Source organism: Geodermatophilus sp. SYSU D00779 (assembly GCF_054050595.1).
Genome location: NZ_JBJGZQ010000009.1, coordinates 102188 through 121089 on the forward strand (window position 1 = coordinate 102188; position 18902 = coordinate 121089).

At 74.5% G+C, this 18902-nt stretch carries 15 protein-coding genes; 3 read left to right on the plus strand and 12 right to left on the minus strand.

The window, feature by feature from the left end:
* Window positions 1-36: 36 nt before the first annotated feature.
* On the minus strand, window positions 37-1638 hold the full coding sequence (locus ACI79G_RS09370) for an ABC-F family ATP-binding cassette domain-containing protein (protein WP_456880861.1): 1602 nt from the start codon (window positions 1636-1638) through the stop codon (window positions 37-39).
* Window positions 1639-1765: 127 nt separating this feature from the next.
* Here ACI79G_RS09370 and ACI79G_RS09375 point away from each other — a divergent pair, with 127 nt between their 5' ends.
* Together ACI79G_RS09375 and ACI79G_RS09380 are read left to right on the plus strand one after the other, a co-directional pair.
* A complete protein-coding gene (locus ACI79G_RS09375) occupies window positions 1766-3874 on the plus strand; it encodes an SCO7613 C-terminal domain-containing membrane protein (protein WP_456880862.1) in 2109 nt (702 codons plus the stop codon).
* Window positions 3875-3945: 71 nt separating this feature from the next.
* Window positions 3946-5742, plus strand: a complete 1797-nt coding sequence (locus tag ACI79G_RS09380; protein ID WP_456880863.1) for an SCO7613 C-terminal domain-containing membrane protein — start codon at window positions 3946-3948, stop codon at window positions 5740-5742.
* Window positions 5743-5856: 114 nt separating this feature from the next.
* Here ACI79G_RS09380 and ACI79G_RS09385 read toward each other — a convergent pair whose 3' ends face one another.
* From ACI79G_RS09385 to ACI79G_RS09425, 9 genes are all read right to left on the minus strand, one after another.
* Window positions 5857-6246 (minus strand): metal-sulfur cluster assembly factor, encoded by a 390-nt coding sequence (locus ACI79G_RS09385; protein ID WP_091217179.1) that lies wholly within the window; start codon window positions 6244-6246, stop codon window positions 5857-5859.
* Complete coding sequence (sufU, locus tag ACI79G_RS09390) at window positions 6243-6731, minus strand: Fe-S cluster assembly sulfur transfer protein SufU (protein ID WP_456880864.1); 489 nt, start codon at window positions 6729-6731, stop codon at window positions 6243-6245. Before sufU ends, ACI79G_RS09385 begins: the two co-directional genes overlap by 4 nt.
* A complete protein-coding gene (locus tag ACI79G_RS09395; RefSeq protein WP_456880865.1) occupies window positions 6731-8071 on the minus strand; it encodes a cysteine desulfurase in 1341 nt (446 codons plus the stop codon). The genes sufU and ACI79G_RS09395 overlap by 1 nt, the downstream gene beginning before the upstream one ends.
* Complete coding sequence (gene sufC / locus ACI79G_RS09400; protein WP_091217171.1) at window positions 8068-8841, minus strand: Fe-S cluster assembly ATPase SufC; 774 nt, start codon at window positions 8839-8841, stop codon at window positions 8068-8070. Before sufC ends, ACI79G_RS09395 begins: the two co-directional genes overlap by 4 nt.
* 15 nt (window positions 8842-8856) lie before the next feature.
* Complete coding sequence (locus tag ACI79G_RS09405) at window positions 8857-9210, minus strand: non-heme iron oxygenase ferredoxin subunit (protein ID WP_456880866.1); 354 nt, start codon at window positions 9208-9210, stop codon at window positions 8857-8859.
* 3 nt (window positions 9211-9213) lie between these two features.
* Entirely contained in the window at window positions 9214-10536 is a 1323-nt protein-coding gene (gene sufD, locus ACI79G_RS09410; RefSeq protein ID WP_456880867.1) for a Fe-S cluster assembly protein SufD, read from the minus strand.
* Entirely contained in the window at window positions 10536-11978 is a 1443-nt protein-coding gene (gene sufB / locus ACI79G_RS09415) for a Fe-S cluster assembly protein SufB (protein ID WP_456880868.1), read from the minus strand. The genes sufD and sufB overlap by 1 nt, the downstream gene beginning before the upstream one ends.
* Entirely contained in the window at window positions 11975-12895 is a 921-nt protein-coding gene (locus ACI79G_RS09420; protein WP_456880869.1) for a helix-turn-helix transcriptional regulator, read from the minus strand. Before ACI79G_RS09420 ends, sufB begins: the two co-directional genes overlap by 4 nt.
* 152 nt (window positions 12896-13047) lie before the next feature.
* Window positions 13048-15591 (minus strand): ATP-dependent Clp protease ATP-binding subunit, encoded by a 2544-nt coding sequence (locus ACI79G_RS09425; RefSeq protein ID WP_456880870.1) that lies wholly within the window; start codon window positions 15589-15591, stop codon window positions 13048-13050.
* 240 nt (window positions 15592-15831) lie between these two features.
* Between ACI79G_RS09425 and ACI79G_RS09430 the strand changes: the two genes are divergently transcribed.
* A complete protein-coding gene (locus ACI79G_RS09430) occupies window positions 15832-16776 on the plus strand; it encodes a COX15/CtaA family protein (protein WP_456880871.1) in 945 nt (314 codons plus the stop codon).
* A gap of 239 nt (window positions 16777-17015) precedes the next feature.
* Here the strand turns inward: ACI79G_RS09430 and ACI79G_RS09435 are convergent, their stop codons facing one another.
* Together ACI79G_RS09435 and ACI79G_RS09440 are read right to left on the minus strand one after the other, a co-directional pair.
* Complete coding sequence (locus ACI79G_RS09435) at window positions 17016-17588, minus strand: hypothetical protein (protein WP_456880872.1); 573 nt, start codon at window positions 17586-17588, stop codon at window positions 17016-17018.
* Between the two features lie 219 nt (window positions 17589-17807).
* Window positions 17808-18728, minus strand: a complete 921-nt coding sequence (locus ACI79G_RS09440) for a heme o synthase (protein ID WP_456880873.1) — start codon at window positions 18726-18728, stop codon at window positions 17808-17810.
* Between the last annotated feature and the right edge of the window lie 174 nt (window positions 18729-18902).

Here is an 18902-nt window from a genome sequence, read left to right on the forward strand (position 1 = left end):
CGGAGGGCTGCCCCGGAGGGCGGCCGTCCCCGTGGCTCAGGCCAGCTCGACCAGGTCGGCGAGGTCCTCGCTCCAGGCGTCCTCGGTGCCGTCGGGCAGCAGGATCACCTTGTCCGGGTCGAGCGCGCGCACCGCGCCCTCGTCGTGGGTGACCAGCACGATCGCCCCGGTGTAGGTGCGCAGCGCGTCGAGCACCTGCTCGCGGCTGGCCGGGTCGAGGTTGTTGGTCGGCTCGTCGAGCAGCAGCACGTTGGCGCCGGAGACGACGAGCGTGGCCATCGCCAGCCGGGTCTTCTCTCCGCCGGAGAGGGTGCCGGCACGCTGGCCGGCGGCGTCCCCGGAGAACAGGAACGCGCCGAGGATCCGGCGGAGCTCGGTGTCGGTGCTCTGCGGGGCGGCCGCGCGCATGTTCTCCAGCAGCGAGCGGTCGTGGTCGAGGGTCTCGTGCTCCTGCGCGTAGTAGCCGATGCGCAGCCCGTGCCCGGGCTTGACCTCGCCGGTGTCGGGCACCTCGGTGCCGGCCAGCATCCGCAGCAGCGTCGTCTTCCCGGCGCCGTTCAGCCCGAGGACGACGACCCGCGCGCCCCGGTCGACGGCCAGGTCGACGTCGGTGAAGACCTCCAGCGAGCCGTAGCTCTTCGACAGCCCCTCGGCGGTCAGTGGCGTCTTCCCGCACGGCGCCGGCGTCGGGAACCGCAGCTTGGCCACCCGGTCGGCGACCCGGACCTCCTCGAGCCCCGCGGCCAGCCGCTGCGCGCGCTTGTCCATGCTCTGCGCGGCCTTGGCCTTGGTGGCCTTGGCGCGCATCTTGTCCGCCTGCGCGGTCAGCGCGTCGATCTTGCGCTCGGTGTTGGCCCGCTCCTGCCGCCGCCGGCGCTCGTCGGTCTCCCGTTGGGCGAGGTAGGGCTTCCACCCGAGGTTGTAGACGTCGACCGTGGCCCGGTTGGCGTCCAGGTGCCACACCTTGTTGACGACGGCGTCCAGCAGCTCGACGTCGTGGCTGATGACGATCAGGCCGCCCTTGTGCGCGGCCAGGAACGTCTTGAGCCAGGTGATCGAGTCGGCGTCGAGGTGGTTGGTCGGCTCGTCGAGCAGCAGCGTCTCGGCGTCGGAGAAGAGGATGCGGGCGAGCTCGACGCGGCGCCGCTGACCGCCGGACAGGGTGCGCAGCGGTTGGGCCAGCACGCGGTCGGGCAGCCCGAGCGCGGTGCAGATGCGCGCCGCCTCGCTCTCCGCGGCGTACCCGCCGAGCGCGGCGAACTGGTCCTCAAGACGCCCGTAGCGGCGCACCGCCCGGTCGCGCTCGGCGTCGTCGGCGGGCTCGGCCATCGCGACCTGCGCCTTGGTCATCTGCGCGCGCAGCACGTCGAGCCCGCGGCCGGACAGCACGCGGTCGCTCGCGGTGGTGTCGAGGTCGCCGCTGCGCGGGTCCTGCGGCAGGTAGCCGATCTCCCCGGTGACCTCCACCTTGCCGGCGTGCGGGAGACGCTCCCCGGCGAGCGTGGTGAGGGTGGTGGTCTTGCCGGCGCCGTTGCGGCCGACGAGGCCGATGCGGTCGCCGGGCTGCACGCGGAGGTCGGCGTCGCTGATGAGGACGCGTGCCCCGGCGCGCAGCTCGAGGCCGGTCGTCGTGATCACTGATCCCAGGATAGGCGCTCGACGGCCCACGCCCGACCGAGTTGCGGGTGACGTCGGCGGCAGCCTGTCGTCCACAGACGGCCGGTGCGGCTCCCACGCGGACCCCCGGCACGCCACCATCCCGGCCATGACCTCGACGTCCGGCCCCTCGTGGGGCCCGCCGTGCCCGGTGTGCGGCCTGCCGAGCGCCGGACCGGGGCCGGCACCCTGCCCCTCCTGCGGGCTGCCCGCCGTCGGCGAGGCGGCCCGCGTCGTCGCCCGCATCGGGGCGACCATCGACGAACTGGCGCGCGACCGCGACCGGCTGCTGGCCACCCTGCGCGCGGCGGCCGCGCCGCCACCCCCGATCCCGGCCGCCGTGCCCGTCCCCCGCGTCGCCGGTCCCGTTCCCCCGGCGCCACCGGTCGCCGCTCTCCCGCCGGTGTCCCCCGCGCCCGGCCGGCCGCCGCGCCGGGTCAGCCCGCAGCAGGTGCTCCTGGGGCTGGGTGCGCTGCTCGTGGTCGCCGCCGGCATCGCGTTCGTCGCGGTCGCCTGGACCCGGCTGGGCCTGGTCTTCCAGTCCGCGGTGATGGCGACCGTGACCGCCACCGCCTGCGGCGTCTCGGCGTGGACGGCGCGCCGCGGCCTGCGGGCCACCGAGGAGGCCCTGGCCGCGGCGGGAGCGGCGCTGCTCGCCGTCGACCTCGGCGCGGCGCACGCGCTGGGGTTGTGGGGTCTGGACGGCGTCCCGGTGCGGCTGTGGACCGCGGTCTCCTGTGCCGTCGTCGCCGCGGTGGCGCTGGGCCTCGGCCGGCTGACGCGCGGCACGGTCACGTGGCCGCTGGCCGCCCTGCTCGCGGTGCAGCTCGTCCCGCTCCTGCTCCTCCCCGAGGACGCGATCGCCGGGGCCGCCGGGGTGGCGGCCGTGCTGGGCAGCGCGCTGCTCGACGTGGTGGTCCTGCTGCGCCTGCGCCGGGTGCAGGCACGGGTCGCGCAGGTGCTGGCCGCCCTGTGGGCGGCCGCGGCGGCGGCCGTCGGCGTGCCCGTGGCCTGGGTGGGGACGGCGGTCGACGCGTGGACCGGAACCGCTCTGCTGGCGGTCGCCGGCGCGGTGGGGCTGCTGCTGCGGCAGGACGCGCGGCTGGCCGATCGGCTGCCCGCCGCCCCGGTCGTGGCCGCCGCGGGTGGCGCCGCCACCGCCCTGGCGCTCACCGGCGCGCTGGCCCGTGCCGACCTGCCCGGCTGGGTCGCCGCCGCCGCGCTGGGACTCGTCCTGCTCACCGCGGCCGTGCCCGCCGCGCCGCACCGGACGGCGCTGGCCGCCCTGCTGTCCTCCGGTGGGCTGCTCACCGCGGGCGGCGCGGCGCTGCTGGCGGTGGACGCCCGCGCCGGCGTCCTGGGTCTCGTCGTCCTCGCCGGCACGGTGCCCGCGGTGCTGGTCGCGGTCCGGCTGCCGGCGCTCCGGCAGCCGGCCACCGCCGCCGCGCTGCTGTGCCCGGTCGCAGCGGTGCTCCTCGCCCGCGAGGACGGGTGGCTGGCCACCTCCGTCGCCGGCCTGCTGGTCGTGCTGGTCGCCGCGGCCGGGTTCGCGCTGGCCGCCGCCCGCGCCGGCCGGCCGGAGGAGTGGGCCGCGGCGGGGGCGGCGGCCGTCGCCACGCTGCTGGCCGCGGGGTCCACGGCGGGGACCGGGGCCTGGGGCCAGGTGGCCGTCCAGCTCGCGGTCGCCGGCGCCGCCGCCGGGGTCTACGCGCTGGTGGCGCACCGGCGCGACGTGGCCGTGCTCGCCGTCGCCGACCTCGTGGTGGCCTGCTGGGTGGCCGCGGGCGGCGCGGCGGTCCAGACGGTGGAGTCCTACACGCTGCCGGCCGCCGCGGGTCTCCTCGTCGTGGCCGTGCCGCGGCTGCGGGCCGGCGCCCGGTCCTGGGCGGCGGAGGGCGCCGCGGTGGCCACAGCGCTGGTCCCCTCGGCACTGGCGGCGGTCGCGGAGCCGTCGGCGCTGCGGCTGGTGCTCGTCGTCCTGGCCGCCGGTGCGCTGACCATCGTCGGCACGCTGACCCACCGGCAGGCACCGTTCGTGGTGGGCGCCGCGTCGCTGGCGTTCGTGGTACTGGGCCGGCTGACGCCCTACGCGCCGCTGGCCCCGCGGTGGCTGACGCTGGCGGTCGTCGGCCTGCTCCTGCTGGCGCTGGGCGCGACCTACGAGCGCCGGCGGCAGCAGGCCCGCGAGGCGGTGGCGTGGGTGGCGCAGATGCGCTGAGCGACCGGAGCGCGCCGGGGGTCGCCCCGCCCTACCGTGGACCGGTCGCACGGACGCGGGAGGGGGAGGTCGTGGGCTCAGCGCCTGTGCCGTCGCTCCCCTACCGCGCCCGTCCGTCGCAGTTGCTGCTGGTCGTCGGCGCCGTGCTCGTCGTCAGCGCGGGCGGCGCAGCGGCCGCGGTCTACGGCGGCGGGTCCGCGCGGGTGCTGCTGCTCGCGCTCGCCGCCGCGGCCGCCGGTGCCTCGGCCTGGGGGTCGCACGCCCGGCTGCGCGCCACCGAGGAGACGCTCGCCGCCGCCGCGGTGGCGCTGGCCGTGCTGGGTGCCGACGCCGGGACGCCGCTGCTGCGCGGCTCCGTCCTCCCGCCGCTGGTGCTGGGCGGGGTCTTCCTCGTCCTCGCCCGCCTGCTCCCGCGCCCCGTCACCTGGCCGTTGGCGGCCTGGCTGGCCCTGCAGCTGGCCGCGGTGCGCGCCCTGGACGGGTCCGAGACCGGCGTCGTCCGCACCGCCGAGGTGCTGACCGTCGCACTGGTCGGGCTCGGCGTCGCGCTCGGCGCCCGTCGGCTCGTGGCACGGGTCGCCCTGGTCACCACCGCGCCGTGGTGGGGAGCCGGTGTGGTGAGCGCCCTGGGGACGGCGTGGAGCGACGACGCGGCCGCCCGCTGGACGTCGGCCGCGCTGACCGTCGCGGCTGCGCTGGAGCTGCTCGCCGCCCGGCTGGTGCGCCACCTGGAGCCACTGCTCGGGCCACCGGTCGCCGTCCCCGTGCTGGCCGGCGCGGTCTCGGGCGCGGCGCTCGGCGGCGCCCTGGGCGCCCCCGGACCCGGTGCGGTGCTGCTCGCCGGCTACACCGGGGTGCTGCTCGCCGCGGCCGCCGCGGCGCTGCTGACCGGCTGGGTGCGCGGACTGCTCCTGCCGGCGGCCCTCGCGGCCGGCGGCACGTTGGTGGCGCTGAGCGTCGGCCAGCTGGTCGCCGGGGCGCGGTGGCTGGAGCTGGTCCTCCTGCTGGTGCTCACCGCGCTGCCGTGCGTGCTGGTCGCGGCGCTGCGCGGGGACGACCGGCCGGTGGCCGTCCCCGCGGCGGTCGGCTGCCTCGCCGCCGCCGCACTGGTCGCGGCCGCGAGCGGGCTGGTCGGCGTCGGCGGAGCCGCGGGCTTCCTGGGCGTGCTCTACGCGGCGTCGCTCGGCGCGGGCCTGGCGCTCGACCCGCAGACCCGGCGGGCCACCGTCGTCACCGGCGCGGTGTGCGCGGCCCTGGCCGTGGTGCTGCTGGTCCTCGCCCGGGACCGGGGGATGCTGGCGGTGCAGCTGGCCGCGCAGGGACTGCTGACAGGCGCCTGGGGCTGGTCGGTGTGGCACACGCCGGACCCGCGCAGGGGCGCACCCGAGGGCTCCCCCGCGTGGCGGGCGGGCTCGGCCCAGCTGGTCGTGGCCGCGTGGACGGTCGCCGCGCTCGCGGGCTGGTCGGTGCTCGAGGCGTACACGCTGCCGGCGGCGCTGGGGCTGCTGCTCGCCGCGGGACCGCGGCTGGCCGGCGGACCGTCCTGGCCGGCGTGGGGTCCGGGACTGCTGGTCGCGGCGGTGCCGTCGGTGGCGTGGGCGGTCGTGGCGCCCGGGAGCACCCGCCCGGTGCTGGTGCTGCTCGTGGCCGCCGCGGTGATGGCCGTGGCCGCGTGGCGGGCGGTGCGCGCTCCCCTGGTGATCGCCGCCTGGACCACGGTGGCGCTGGCCCTCGGCCTGGCCGTGCTGGCGCTGCCGCTGCCCGTGTCTGGGGCGCTCGTGGTGGGCGTGGTGCTGCTGGCGGTCGGCGCCCGGCGTGAGCGGTACCCCGTCGCCGGCTTCGACGCCCGTCTGGCCGACATGCGCTAGACGCGACGACGGCCCGCACCCCGGAGGGGTGCGGGCCGTCCCGGCCTCAGAGGCGGCCCCTCCGCAGGGCCCCGCCCCGAGCGTGCGAGGGGTGAGGGGTGGAGGGGTCCTTCCTCAGACGCGGAAGCCGAGGGCGCGCAGCTGCTCGCGGCCGTCGTCGGTGATCTTGTCCGGGCCCCACGGGGGCATCCAGACCCAGTTGATCCGCACGTCGTCCACCAGGCCGGGGCCGGGGCCGCCGGTGAGGGCCTGCCGGGCCTGGTCCTCGATGACGTCGGTCAGCGGGCAGGCCGCCGAGGTCAGCGTCATGTCGATGACCGCGACGTCGTCGACGACGTCGATGCCGTAGACCAGGCCGAGGTCGACGACGTTGACGCCGAGCTCGGGGTCGACGACGTCGCGCATGGCCTCCTCGACGTCCTCGAGCAGGGCCGACTTGTAGGCCGGCAGGTCGCCGGGCGCGCCGTCGGTCGCCGGCGTGGCGTTCTCGGTGGTCTCGCTCATGCCTTCTCGCCTCCGGTGGGGTGGGTGGCCGACGCGGGGGTGGCCGCCAGGGCCCGGGCGGACGCGTCCTTGAGGGCCATCCAGCTCATCAGCGCGCACTTGATCCGCGCCGGGTACTTGGACACGCCGGCGAACGCGATGGCGTCCTCCAGCTCGTCCTCGAGCTTCTCGGCCACCGCCGCGTCGCCCTTGCTCTGCATCAGCGTCATGAAGTGCTCGCCGGTCTCGAGTGCCTCGGGCAGCGACTTGCCGATGACGAGCTCGTACATCGCCGACACCGACGCCTGGCTGATCGAGCAGCCCATCCCCTCGTAGGAGACGTCGGCGAGGGTGTCGCCGTCCAGGTGCACCCGCAGGGTCACCTCGTCGCCGCACGTCGGGTTGACGTGGTGCACCTCGGCCTCGAACGGCTCGCGCAGCCCGCGGCCGTGCGGGTTGCGGTAGTGGTCCAGGATGATCTCCTGGTACATCGACGCCAGCTGCATCAGTTCGCCTCACCCGGTGTCACGGCAGGTGCAACGCCGAAGAAGCGCTGGGCTTCCCGGACGGCGTCGGCCAGCGCGTCGATGTCGTCGTAGCCGGTGTGCACGTAGAAGGTGGCCCGTGTCGTGGCCGGGACGCCGTAGCGGCGCACCACCGGCCAGGCGCAGTGGTGGCCGACCCGCACCTCGACGCCGAGGTCGTCGAGGACCTGGCCGACGTCGTGCGGGTGGATGCCCTCGACGGTGAAGGAGATCGCACCGCCGCGGGCGACGGTGTCGGGCGGGCCGATCACCGTGACGCCGGGGATCTCGGCCAGCTTCTCCAGCGCGTAGGCGGTGAGCGCCTCCTCGTGCGCCTGCACCCGGTCCATGCCGAGCTGCTGCAGGTACTCGACGGCGGCAGCGAGCCCGATCGCCTGCGCGGTCATGGGGACGCCGGCCTCGAAGCGCTGCGGCGGCGGCATGAAGGTGCTGCCCTCCATGCGCACGACCTCGATCATCGAGCCGCCGGTGAGGAAGGGCGGCAGCGCGTCCAGCACCTCGTAGCGGCCCCACAGGACGCCGATGCCCGTCGGCCCGAGCATCTTGTGCCCGGAGAACACCAGGAAGTCCGCGCCCAGGGTGGTGACGTCGACCGGCTGGTGCGGCACCGACTGCGCGCCGTCGACCAGCACCAGGGCACCGACCTCGCGGGCCCGGGCGACGATGTCCTCGAGCGGGTTGATCGTGCCGAGGATGTTCGACTGCTGGGTGACCGCGACCAGCTTCGTCCGCTCGTTGACCACGGTGCCGAGGTCGGAGAGGTCGAGGCGGCCGTCGTCGGTCAGCCCGAGCCAGCGCAGCGTGGCGCCGGTGCGCTCGCACAGCTGCTGCCAGGGCACCAGGTTGGCGTGGTGCTCCATCTCGGTGACGACGATCTCGTCGCCCTGCCCGACGGCGTACCGCCGGAACTGCTCCTCCTTGGCCGTGGCCGCGTTCGACAGCGCGTAGGCGACCAGGTTGATCGCCTCGGTGCTGTTGCGGGTGAACACGACCTCCTCGGCCGGCGCCCCGATGAACGCCCCGATGGTGGCGCGGGCCGCCTCGTAGCGGGCGGTCGCCTCCTCGGCGAGCTGGTGCGCGCCCCGGTGCGGCGCGGCGTTGCAGGTCAGGTAGAAGTCACGCTCGGCGTCGAGCACGCTGAGCGGCTTCTGCGAGGTGGCCCCGGAGTCCAGGTAGACCAGCCGCTTCCCGTCCCGCACGGTGCGGGACAGGATCGGGAAGTCCGCCCGGATCGCCTCGACGTCCAGAGGCAGGGGCGCCTTCTGCGCCCCGACTTCGGGACGCGAGACGGTCTGGGTCATGCCTTCGCAGTCTCCTTCGAGCCCTTGATGTAGGCGGCGTAGCCCTCGTTCTCCAGCTTCTCCGCCAGCTCCGGGCCGCCCTCCTCGGCGATCCGGCCGTTGACGAACACGTGCACGAAGTCGGGCGTGATGTAGCGCAGGATGCGCGTGTAGTGGGTGATCAGCAGGACGCCGACGTCGCCCTCCTCGCGGGTGCGGTTGACGCCCTCGGAGACGACCCGCAGCGCGTCGACGTCGAGGCCGGAGTCGGTCTCGTCGAGGATCGCGATGGCGGGCTTGAGCAGCCGCATCTGCAGGATCTCGTGGCGCTTCTTCTCACCGCCGGAGAAGCCCTCGTTGACGTTCCGCTCGGCGAAGGCGGAGTCCATCTCGAGCAGGTCCATCTCGCTCTTGACGTCCTTGACCCAGGTGCGCAGCTTGGGGGCCTCGCCCTTGACCGCGGTGGCCGCGGTCCGCAGGAAGTTCGAGACCGAGACGCCGGGGACCTCGACCGGGTACTGCATGGCCAGGAACAGGCCGGCGCGGGCGCGCTCGTCGACGCTCATGGCGAGGACGTCCTCGCCGTCGAGGGTCACCGTGCCGCCGGTGATCGTGTACTTCGGGTGGCCGGCGATCGAGTAGGCCAGGGTCGACTTGCCCGACCCGTTCGGCCCCATGATCGCGTGCGTCTCGCCCGAGCGGACGGTCAGGTCGACGCCCTTGAGGATCTCCTTGGCGTCGTCACCCTCCCCCACGCTGACGTGCAGGTCGCGGATCTCCAGAACGGACACTTCTCTTCTCGCTCCTCAGTTGCCGGCCGCGAGCGGGAGGCGGCCGTCGGCTTCGGTGTCGACGAGCACGTCCTCCCCCTCCACGCGGACCGGGTAGACGTCGACCGGCTCGGTGGCCGGCAGGTTGGTGGGCTCGCCGGTGCGCAGGTCGAAGCAGGACCCGTGCAGCCAGCACTCGATGGTGGGGGCGCCGTCGAGCTCCTCGACGTCGCCCTCCGACAGCGGGACCTCGGCGTGGGAGCAGACGTCCTGGAGGGCGTACACCTCCCCCTCGAACCGGACGACGGCGATGTCGATGTCGTCCAGCTCGACCCGCAGGGCGCCGTTCTCGGGCACCTCGGAGAGCGCGCAGACCCGCTCGAAGGCCATGGGTCAGGCCACCTCGACCGGCTGCTCGTCCAGGCCCGGCAGCGCACCGAGACGGGTCTCGATGGTGCGCATGAGCCGGTCCTGCAGCTCGTCGATGCCGATGCGCTGGACGACGTCGGCGAAAAAGCCGCGGACGACCAGGCGGCGCGCGGTCTCGGCGTCGATGCCCCGGGAGCAGAGGTAGAACAGCTGCTCGTCGTCGAACCGGCCGGTGGCGCTGGCGTGGCCGGCGCCGACGATCTCGCCGGTCTCGATCTCCAGGTTGGGCACCGAGTCGGCGCGGGCGCCGTCGGTGAGCACCAGGTTGCGGTTCAGCTCGTAGGTGTCGGTGCCGGTGGCCGCGGGGCGGATCCGGACGTCACCGATCCACACCGTGCGCGCGCCCTCGCCCTGCAGCGCGCCCTTGTAGAGCACGTTGCTGGTGCAGTTGGGCACCGCGTGGTCCACCCAGAGCCGGTGCTCCTGGTGCTGGGTCTCGTCGGAGAAGTAGACGCCGAAGAGCTCCGCCGTCCCGCCGGGACCGGCGTACTGCACGTTGCTGACCAGCCGGACCAGGTCGCCGCCGAGGGTGGCCACGACCTGCTGATAGGTCGCGTCACGGCCGACGACGGCGTCGTACTGCGCGCCGTGGACGGCACCGGGCGCCCAGTCCTGCACCGAGACGAGGTTGACGTGCGCGCCGTCACCGACGAGGACGGCGATGCCGCCGGCGTACCTGGCCAGGCCGCTGTGGTCGAGGACCACCGTCGCCTGGGCGAAGGCCCCGACCTCGATCACCAGCTGGCCCCAGACGACGTCGTCCGAGCCGGTGCCCGACAGCCGCACCGTGACCGGGCGGTCCAGCTGGGCCTCGGCCGGCACGCGGACGACGGCGGCCCCGCCGCTGCGCTGCCGGGCCAGCGCGGCGAGGCGGTCGACCGGCTCGGGCAGGCCCTTGAGCAGCGGGTCGTCGACCTCGACGCTGGTGAGCTCGACGCCCTCGGGCAGGTCGGTGTCCCACTGCAGGTGGGCGTCCGACGGGGCGCCGTCCAGCAGCGGGCGGATCCGCTTCATCGGGGTGAAGCGCCAGGTCTCCTCGCGGCCGGTGGGCACGCCGAAGGCGTCCGGGTCGGTCGAGGTGAACCGCTCGGCCGGCGAGCCGGTCGGTGCCGGGCCACCGTGCGAGTGCGCACCCGGCGCGGCCTGCCCGGCGGTGCCGGTGCCGGCGGCCGGGGTGGTGGGCGGGCCGGCCTGGGCGCCGACCCCCTCGCCGAACAGCTCGCCGGCGAGGGTGGCCGACTCCGTGGTCAGGCCCGTGGTGTTGCTGGGCGTGTTGTCGGACGGCATCAGCCGACGGCACCTTCCATCTGCAGTTCGATCAGGCGGTTCAGCTCGAGGGCGTACTCCATCGGGAGCTCGCGGGCGATCGGCTCCACGAACCCGCGGACCACCATCGCCATCGCCTCGTCCTCGGACAGCCCGCGGCTCATCAGGTAGAAGAGCTGGTCCTCGCTGACCCGGGAGACGGTCGCCTCGTGGCCCATCGCGACGTCGTCCTCGCGGACGTCGACGTAGGGGTAGGTGTCCGACCGGCTGATCGTGTCGACCAGCAGCGCGTCGCACTTCACCGTCGACTTCGAGCCGTGCGCGCCCTCGTCGACCTGGACCAGGCCGCGGTAGGACGTGCGGCCGCCGCCGCGGGCGACGGACTTGGACACGATGGTCGAGGAGGTGTTCGGCGCGGCGTGCACCATCTTGGCGCCGGCGTCCTGGTGCTGGCCCTCACCGGCGAAGGCGATGGAGAGCACCTCGCCCTTGGCGTGCTCCCCGGTCATCCAGACCGCCGGGTACTTCATGGTGACCTTGGAGCCCAGGTTGCCGTCGACCCACTCCATGGTCGCGCCCTCGTGGGCGATCGCCCGCTTGGTGACCAGGTTGTAGACGTTGTTCGACCAGTTCTGGATGGTCGTGTACCGGCAGCGGGCGTTCTTCTTGACGATGATCTCGACGACCGCGGAGTGCAGCGAGTCCGACTTGTAGATCGGCGCGGTGCAGCCCTCGACGTAGTGCACGTAGGCGCCCTCGTCGACGATGATCAGCGTCCGCTCGAACTGGCCCATGTTCTCGGTGTTGATCCGGAAGTAGGCCTGCAGCGGGATCTCGACGTGCACGCCCTTCGGCACGTAGATGAACGAGCCGCCCGACCAGACGGCGGTGTTCAGGGCGGCGAACTTGTTGTCGCCCGAGGGGATCACCGAGCCGAAGTACTCCCGGAAGATGTCCTCGTGCTCCTTGAGGGCGGTGTCGGTGTCGAGGAAGACGACACCCTGCTCCTCGAGGTCCTCACGGATCTTGTGGTAGACGACCTCGGACTCGTACTGCGCCGCGACACCGGCGACGAGCCGCTGCTTCTCGGCCTCCGGGATGCCCAGCTTGTCGTAGGTGTTCTTGATGTCCTCGGGCAGCTCCTCCCACGAGGTCGCCTGGGCCTCGGTCGAGCGCACGAAGTACTTGATGTTCTGGAAGTCGATCCCGGACAGGTCCGAACCCCAGTCGGGCATCGGCTTGCGGCCGAACAGCTTGAGGGCCTTGAGCCGCCGCTCGAGCATCCACTCGGGCTCGTTCTTGCGGCGGGAGATGTCCCGGACGACGTCCTCGTCCAGGCCGCGGCGGGCGGAGGCCCCGGCGACGTCGGCGTCGGCCCAGCCGTACTGGTAGCGGCCGAGCTGCTCGATCTGCTCGTCCTGCGTCAGCGGCGTGCCGGTCACCGGCTGCTGGGTGCTGGTCATGCGGGCGTCCTCTCCCGGTCGTTCGTGGGGGTGCTGCTGGTGGACGGTGCGGTGCGCCCGCCGGCTCGGAGCCGGTGCGCCGCGCGCTCGTCCGGTACAGGGCTCGCGGGGCCCGATCTGTTCCCCGCGCGCGTGTGAGCAAGGACCCGGTCCCCACCCCGCGCGCGCTCGGGGTGAGCCTCTGGACCGGGCCACGGGTCGGTGCGGCGGACCGGCCCCGGGATGTGCGTGGTGCACACCCCGTCGCCGTGGGCGATCGTGGCCAGCCGCTGCACGTGCGTGCCGACGAGCCGGCCGATCACGGCCGTCTCGACCTCGCACAGCTGCGGGAACTCCGCCGCCACGTGCGCGACCGGGCAGTGGTGCTGGCACAGCTGGCCGCCACCCGAGATCGCCGAGGCCGACGCAGCGTAGCCCTCGGCCGTGAGCGCCGCGGCCAGGGCCTGGGCGCGGTCGACCGGCGGCCCCGGCACGGTTTCCACCGCGGCCGAGCAGCGCTGCTCCAGCCCGGCGAGCTGGGCCTCGGCCACCGCGCGGACGGCGTCCGGCCCGCCCTGCGCCGCGACGAACCGCAGCGCGGTCAGCGCCAGGTCGTCGTAGGCGTGCGGGAACGCCGAGCGGCCGGCGTCGGTGAGGTGGAACAGCCGGGCCGGGCGGCCCCGGCCCCGGGGCGCTCTGCTGGTCCCCGCCCCACCCTGCCGCTCCTCGACACGGCCGGTGGACACCAGCGCGTCGAGGTGCCGGCGGACGGCGGTCGGCGAGACCCCCAGCCGCCCGGCGAGCTCGGTCGCGGTCTGCGGACCGTGCTCGAGCAGCAGGGCGGTGACGCGGTGCCGCGTGCGCCCGTCCTCGGCGGACGGCGAGGGGCGCGACGGGTTGCTCGCCCCGCCGCCGACCTGCACCGCACTGCTTTCCACAACACGAGTCTCACCTAATTCCGGCGGCGTGCAAGCAAGGGCAACCTAAGCCGGGCACGGACCCTGGCCTGAGCCGGAGCCGCGGCCGGGCCGGCGGGAGCGGTGCGGCACACCTCCCCCGCCGGCCGTGTGACCGGGAACACGTCCGGTGGCTACACGCCCGCCGGCGCGGGCTGGTCGACGGCGAAGTCCAGCCGGCCGTCCCGGACGCCGACGGTGACCCGCCGGCCCCGCTCCAGGCGGCCGTCGAGCAGCAGCCGCGCCAGCGGGTTGTCGACCTCTCGCTGGATGGCGCGGCGCAGCGGCCGGGCGCCGAACTGCGGCTCGAACCCGTGCTCGGCGATCCAGGTGACCGCCTCGTCGGTGAAGGCCACCTCGATGTCCTGGGCCGCCAGCCGACGGCGCGTCTCGTCGAGCAGCAGCCGGGTGATCCGGGCCAGCTGCTCGGTCTCCAGCTGCTGGAAGACCACGATCTCGTCGATGCGGTTGAGGAACTCCGGCCGGAACTGCTCGCGCAGCCGCCGCATCAGCCGCTCGCGCAGCCCGGCGTCGGCGGCCGCGCCGTCGCCGGAGCCGAAGCCCAGCGGGGTGTTGCGGCCCTGGATCAGCTCCGACCCCAGGTTGCTGGTCATGATCAGCACGGTGTTCTTGAAGTCCACCGTGCGGCCCTGCGAGTCGGTGAGCCGGCCGTCGTCGAGCACCTGCAGCAGGGTGTTGAAGACGTCGGGGTGCGCCTTCTCGATCTCGTCGAGCAGCACGACCGAGTAGGGACGGCGGCGCACCGCCTCGGTGAGCTGGCCGGCGTCCTCGTAGCCCACGTACCCGGGCGGGGAGCCCACCAGCCGGCTGACCGTGTGCCGCTCCTGGAACTCGCTCATGTCCAGCCGGATCATCCGGTCCTCGTCACCGAAGAGCGCCTCGGCCAGCGCCCGCGCCAGCTCGGTCTTGCCGACGCCGGTGGGCCCGAGGAACAGGAAGCTGCCGATCGGCCGGTCGGGGTCGCCCAGGCCGACGCGCGAGCGGCGCACCGCCTCGGCGACCACCCGGACGGCGTCCTCCTGGCCGACGACCCGCTGGTGCAGGTGCTCCTCGAGCTGCAGCAGCCGCTGCACCTCCTCCTGCGTGAGCTGGCTGACCGGGATGCCGGTGGCCCGGGAGACCACCTCGGCGATGTCCTCGACGCCGACCTCCGGCACACCCGACCCACCCGGGCCGGACTGCCCGCCGCCGGTGCGGGCCTGCTCCAGCCGCTCCTGGGCCGCGCTGAGCTGGTCGCGCAGCTCGGAGGCGCGCTCGTACTGCTCGGCGGCGACGGCCTGGTCCTTCTCCCGCTGCAGCCGCTCGACCTCCTGCTCCAGCCCGCGCAGGTCGGTGGGCGGGGTCTTCACCCGCCGGCGGACCCGGGCGCCGGCCTGGTCGATGAGGTCGATGGCCTTGTCCGGCAGGTGGCGGTCGGTGACGTAGCGGTCCGAGAGCTCCACCGCGGCCCGGATCGCGTCGTCGGTGAAGCGCACCTCGTGGTGGGCCTCGTACCGGTCCCGCAGCCCGCAGAGGATCTGCACGGTGTCCTCGACGTCGGGCTCGCTGACCAGGATGGGCTGGAACCGGCGCTCCAGGGCGGCGTCCTTCTCGATGTTGCGGCGGTACTCGTCGAGCGTCGTCGCGCCGATGATGTGCAGCTCCCCGCGGGCCAGGGCCGGCTTGAGCATGTTGCCCGCGCCGCCGGAGCCCTCCGAGGCGCCCGCGCCGACGACGGTGTGCAGCTCGTCGATGAAGACGATGACCTCGTCGCTGTGCTCGCGGATCTCGTCCATGATCTTCTTGAGCCGCTCCTCGAAGTCACCGCGGTAGCGGGTGCCGGCCACCAGGCCGGTGAGGTCCAGCTCGACCAGCCGCCGTCCGCGCAGCGTCTCCGGGACGTCGCCCTCGACGATCTGGGCCGCGATGCCCTCGACGATCGCGGTCTTGCCGACGCCGGCCTCGCCGATGAGCACCGGGTTGTTCTTGCGCCGCCGGGAGAGCACCTCGACGGTCTGCTCGATCTCGGCCTCCCGGCCGATCACCGGGTCGATCTGGCCGTTGCGGGCCATCTCGGTCAGGTCGCGGCCGTACTCGTCGAGCGTCGGGGTGCTCGACTGGCCCTGCCCGGGGCCGCCGGGGCGCCCGCCGCCGGGCTGGCCGCCGCCCATGGCGACCTGCTGCAGCGCCTCCGGCGTGACGCCGCGCTCCCGCAGCAGCCGCCCGCCCGGGGAGTCCGGGTTGACCGCGAGGGCGAACAGCAGGTGCTCGGGGCCGATGTAGGTGGAGCCGAGGGCGCGGGAGACGCGGTGGGCGTCGAGCAGGGCGCGCTTGGCGGCCGGGGTGAGGGACGGCGACTCGTTCCGGGGCTCGCCCCGGGTGAGCTGCTGCTCGAGCTCGGCACGCAGCCGGTCGGGGTCGGTGCCGGAGCGGGACAGGAACTGGCGGGTGGTCTCGTCGCCCGTCATGGCCCACAGCAGGTGCTCGGTGTCCAGGTCGGCGCTGCCGGTGGACACCGCCTCGCGCGCGGCCGCGTTGACCAGCTCCCGCGCCTGCTGGCTGAGGAACTGGGTGATGTCGACGCGCTGCCGCGGCGTGCGCTGCTCCCCGCCCAGGTACCGGGCGAAGAAGTCGTCGAAGGGGCTCCCGTAGGGCCCCGGGAAGAAGGGGGTGGTCATGCCTCACGTCCAGGGGATCGGATCGGTCGGTGGGGCGCCCGGGAGGTCCCGCGGGACTCGGGGAGCGACTCGCGGGGCGTTCCCGCTGCGGCTCCCTTACCCGGGTGGGCGCACCGACACCGGTGGCGGCGACTCGGCCGCTCGCGTCGCGTACAGCGCAGGACAGCGGCCCGTCCTTCCGCCCCGCGCTCCGCTCTCGGCGAACCGAGGAGCGTCCGTCCGCGCGGCTAGCATCGGCCCGTGCCGGTCCTCCCCACCGCCTTCTCCCCCGCTGCCATCTCGCGTCTGGCCCTGGCCAACGTGGTCGCCAACGGCGCGATCATCGTCACCGGCGGCGTCGTCCGGCTCACCGGCTCGGGGCTCGGCTGCCCGACCTGGCCGCGGTGCACCGAGGAGAGCTTCGTCACGACCCCCGAGCTCGCCGGGCACGGCGTCATCGAGTTCGGCAACCGGCTGCTGACCTTCGTCCTCACGGCCGTCGCCGTCGCCCTGCTCGTGGCGGTCTTCCGCTCGCCCCGGCGCGACCTGCGCCCGCTGGCCGTGCTGGCCTTCCTCGGCATCCCGGCCCAGGCGGCCATCGGCGGCGTCACGGTGCTGACGGGGCTCAACCCGTGGACGGTGGCGGTCCACTTCCTGGTCTCCGTCGTCCTGACCGCAGTGGCCACGGTGCTGTGGCTGCGGTCCCGGGAGCCCGGGGTGGGTCAGCCGCTGGTCCGCCGTCCGATCGCCCTGCTGGTCGGCGGGATCGCCGCGGTCACCGCGGCCGTGCTGGTGCTGGGGACGATCGTCACGGGCAGCGGCCCGCACAGCGGCGACGTCGACGCGAACGACGTCCCGACCGGCGACCGGATGGGCTTCGACATCGAGCTGGTCAGCCAGCTGCACGCCGACGTCGTCTTCCTGCTCGTGGGCCTCACGATCGCCCTGCTGGTGGCCCTCCACGCCACCGACGCCCCGGGCCGGGTCCGCCGTGCCGCCCGCGACCTGCTCGTCATCCAGTTGCTGCAGGGCGTGATCGGCTTCGTGCAGTACTTCACGCACCTGCCGGTCGTGCTGGTGCTGCTGCACATGCTGGGCGCGGTGCTGGTGACGGTGTGGACCGCCCGGCTGGTGTGGTCGGTGCGCGGCCCGGCGTCCGAGGCCCCGCTGAGCACCTCACAGGTCCCGGCATCCGCCACTCGCTGACGAGCGCGGGCCCCTCTCGCGCTGCTTCCCACGCCCTTGCGCTGGTGCACGAGCGCGAGGGCGGCGGGAACAGCGCAGGAGTCCGCCCAGCGTCAACGGGGCCCTGCTCCGCGATCCGGGGTCCCACGGGCGTGCCCCGTGGGCGCTCCGGCGTGCCGAGAGCCGACCGGCTCCCTCGGCGCGAGCAGCCCCACCGCTCGTGGCCGGCCGACCCGTCTCACCAGCGGAGCCCGGCCGCGTCAGCGGTGCCGGCCGCCGGGCAGGTCCTCGATCCGCCAGACCTCACCGTCGTAGGTGACCACGTAGGCGTTCCCGTGGACGACCTCCATCGACGTCGGGCGGTCCAGTCCGGCGGCGACCACGTCGAAGCCGCCATCCCGGTTCGCCACGAGCAGCTGACCGGTGTCCGGCAGGGCCGGTGACCCCTCCAGCGCGCCCTCGGGGAAGTCGCCCTGCGCGAGCGCGTACAGCGCGTCCCGGCCGGTCTCCACGTCGACGAGCAACCGTCCACCCGAGGCGACGAGGGTGACCTGCAGCAGGCGGTTGGCGTGCCCGTCGGTGACCAGGAAGCCGCCCTCGTACGCCTCCGTCGCGTACGGCACACCCGTGGGCACGAAGAAGTCGAAGTCCGGGGGCGGCGGGTTCTCCATCGTCCACGCGCCGATGTCGGCGACGACCTCGCAGGCGTCGTCCTCGACGCGGAGGACGCCGGTCACCTCGGTGCCACCGACGTCCTCGCTGACCATCGAGGTGAGGGCGTACATCGACGAGCCGAGGAACGCGACGTCCGTGGCGCCGCCGGCGTCCCCCACCAGCACCTGCCGGGGCAGGCACGAGGCGACGACCGTCGTCGCCCGGTGCCCGGGTCGATCCGGGTCACCTCGCCCGAGACGGGTTCGGGCACGTACAGCGCACCGTCGGGACCGACCGTGCTGCCCGAGCCGCCCGCCAGGCCGGTCACCAGGAGCTCGGGGTCGCCGGCCTCCGGGGGCGGCCCCGCCTGCGCCCCCGCCGGGGCGGGGTCGTCCGGCTCAGACCAGGACGTCGACGATGATCGCGATGGAGAGCAGGGTCATGTAGGTGATCGAGACGTGGAACAGCTGCATCGGTCTGGTCTCCGCACCCGCGCGGATGCGCCGCAGCAGCCGGTGCGCCTCGACGACGAACCACAGCCCCAGCGCGGCCGCGGCGACCGTGTAGACCCAGCCGATCCCGAAGCCGTCGGCCACGGGCCACAGCAGCAGCGAGACGACGACGGTCAGCCAGGTCCAGACGACGGTCTGCCGCCCGACCGACAGCGGAGCGGCCACCACCGGGAGCATCGGGACGTCGGCGCGCGCGTAGTCGGCGCGGAACCGCATGGCGAGGGCCCAGAAGTGCGGCATCTGCCAGCAGAAGACGACGCCGAAGAACACCACCGCCGGCCAGGCCAGCGTGCCGGTGACCGCCGCCCAGCCGATGAGCACCGGCGCCGCCCCCGGCACCCCGCCGAACTCGGTGCTGCGGCGGGTGTACCGCTTGAACACCATGGTGTAGAGGACGGCGTAGTAGAAGATCGCCCCCGCGGCCAGCAGGGCCGCGAGCGGCGTCGTCGTCGCGTACAGCAGCGCGACCGACAGCACGGACAGCACCAGGCCGAACACGAGCGCGGCCCGCGGGGTGACCTCGCCGGTCACCAGCGGGCGCCGCTCGGTGCGGTGCATGAGCCGGTCGATGTCGCGGTCGTACCAGCAGTTGACGACGTTGGCCGCGGCCGCGGCGAGGGTGCCGCCGGCCATCGTGGCCAGGAGCAGCTCCCACGACGGCAGCCCGCCGGAGGCCAGCATCATCGCCGGCAGGGTGGTGACCAGCAACAGCTCGATGATCCGTGGCTTGGTCAGCGCGACGTAGGCGCGCAGCGTGGCCGACAGCCGGCGGGCCTGGACCGTCGGGCGTTCGGAGAGCGTCGTCACCGGGCGGCCACCGACGGGGAGTCGGCGCGCGCACAGGGCACCACCGGGCACCTGGACAGCACGGGGTCCCTTTCGACCGGGGACGGGAGAACGGACCAACTGTAGCCCGCGGCCACCCCTGCCCACGGTCGGCATGACCAGGGTCTCCTCCCCCGTGCAGACCACTAGGGTCGA

What these genes read in the sequence shown, in the direction of transcription:
- ACI79G_RS09425 (WP_456880870.1), bottom strand. Translation starts at nt 15,591, where the DNA reads ATGACCACCCCCTTCTTCCCGGGGCCCTACGGGAGCCCCTTCGACGAC.
- sufU (WP_456880864.1), bottom strand. Translation starts at nt 6,731, where the DNA reads ATGCAGCTGGCGTCGATGTACCAGGAGATCATCCTGGACCACTACCGC.
- ACI79G_RS09395 (WP_456880865.1), bottom strand. Translation starts at nt 8,071, where the DNA reads ATGACCCAGACCGTCTCGCGTCCCGAAGTCGGGGCGCAGAAGGCGCCC.
- ACI79G_RS09385 (WP_091217179.1), bottom strand. Translation starts at nt 6,246, where the DNA reads ATGAGCGAGACCACCGAGAACGCCACGCCGGCGACCGACGGCGCGCCC.
- ACI79G_RS09375 (WP_456880862.1), top strand. Translation starts at nt 1,766, where the DNA reads ATGACCTCGACGTCCGGCCCCTCGTGGGGCCCGCCGTGCCCGGTGTGC.
- ACI79G_RS09405 (WP_456880866.1), bottom strand. Translation starts at nt 9,210, where the DNA reads ATGGCCTTCGAGCGGGTCTGCGCGCTCTCCGAGGTGCCCGAGAACGGC.
- sufB (WP_456880868.1), bottom strand. Translation starts at nt 11,978, where the DNA reads ATGACCAGCACCCAGCAGCCGGTGACCGGCACGCCGCTGACGCAGGAC.
- sufD (WP_456880867.1), bottom strand. Translation starts at nt 10,536, where the DNA reads ATGCCGTCCGACAACACGCCCAGCAACACCACGGGCCTGACCACGGAG.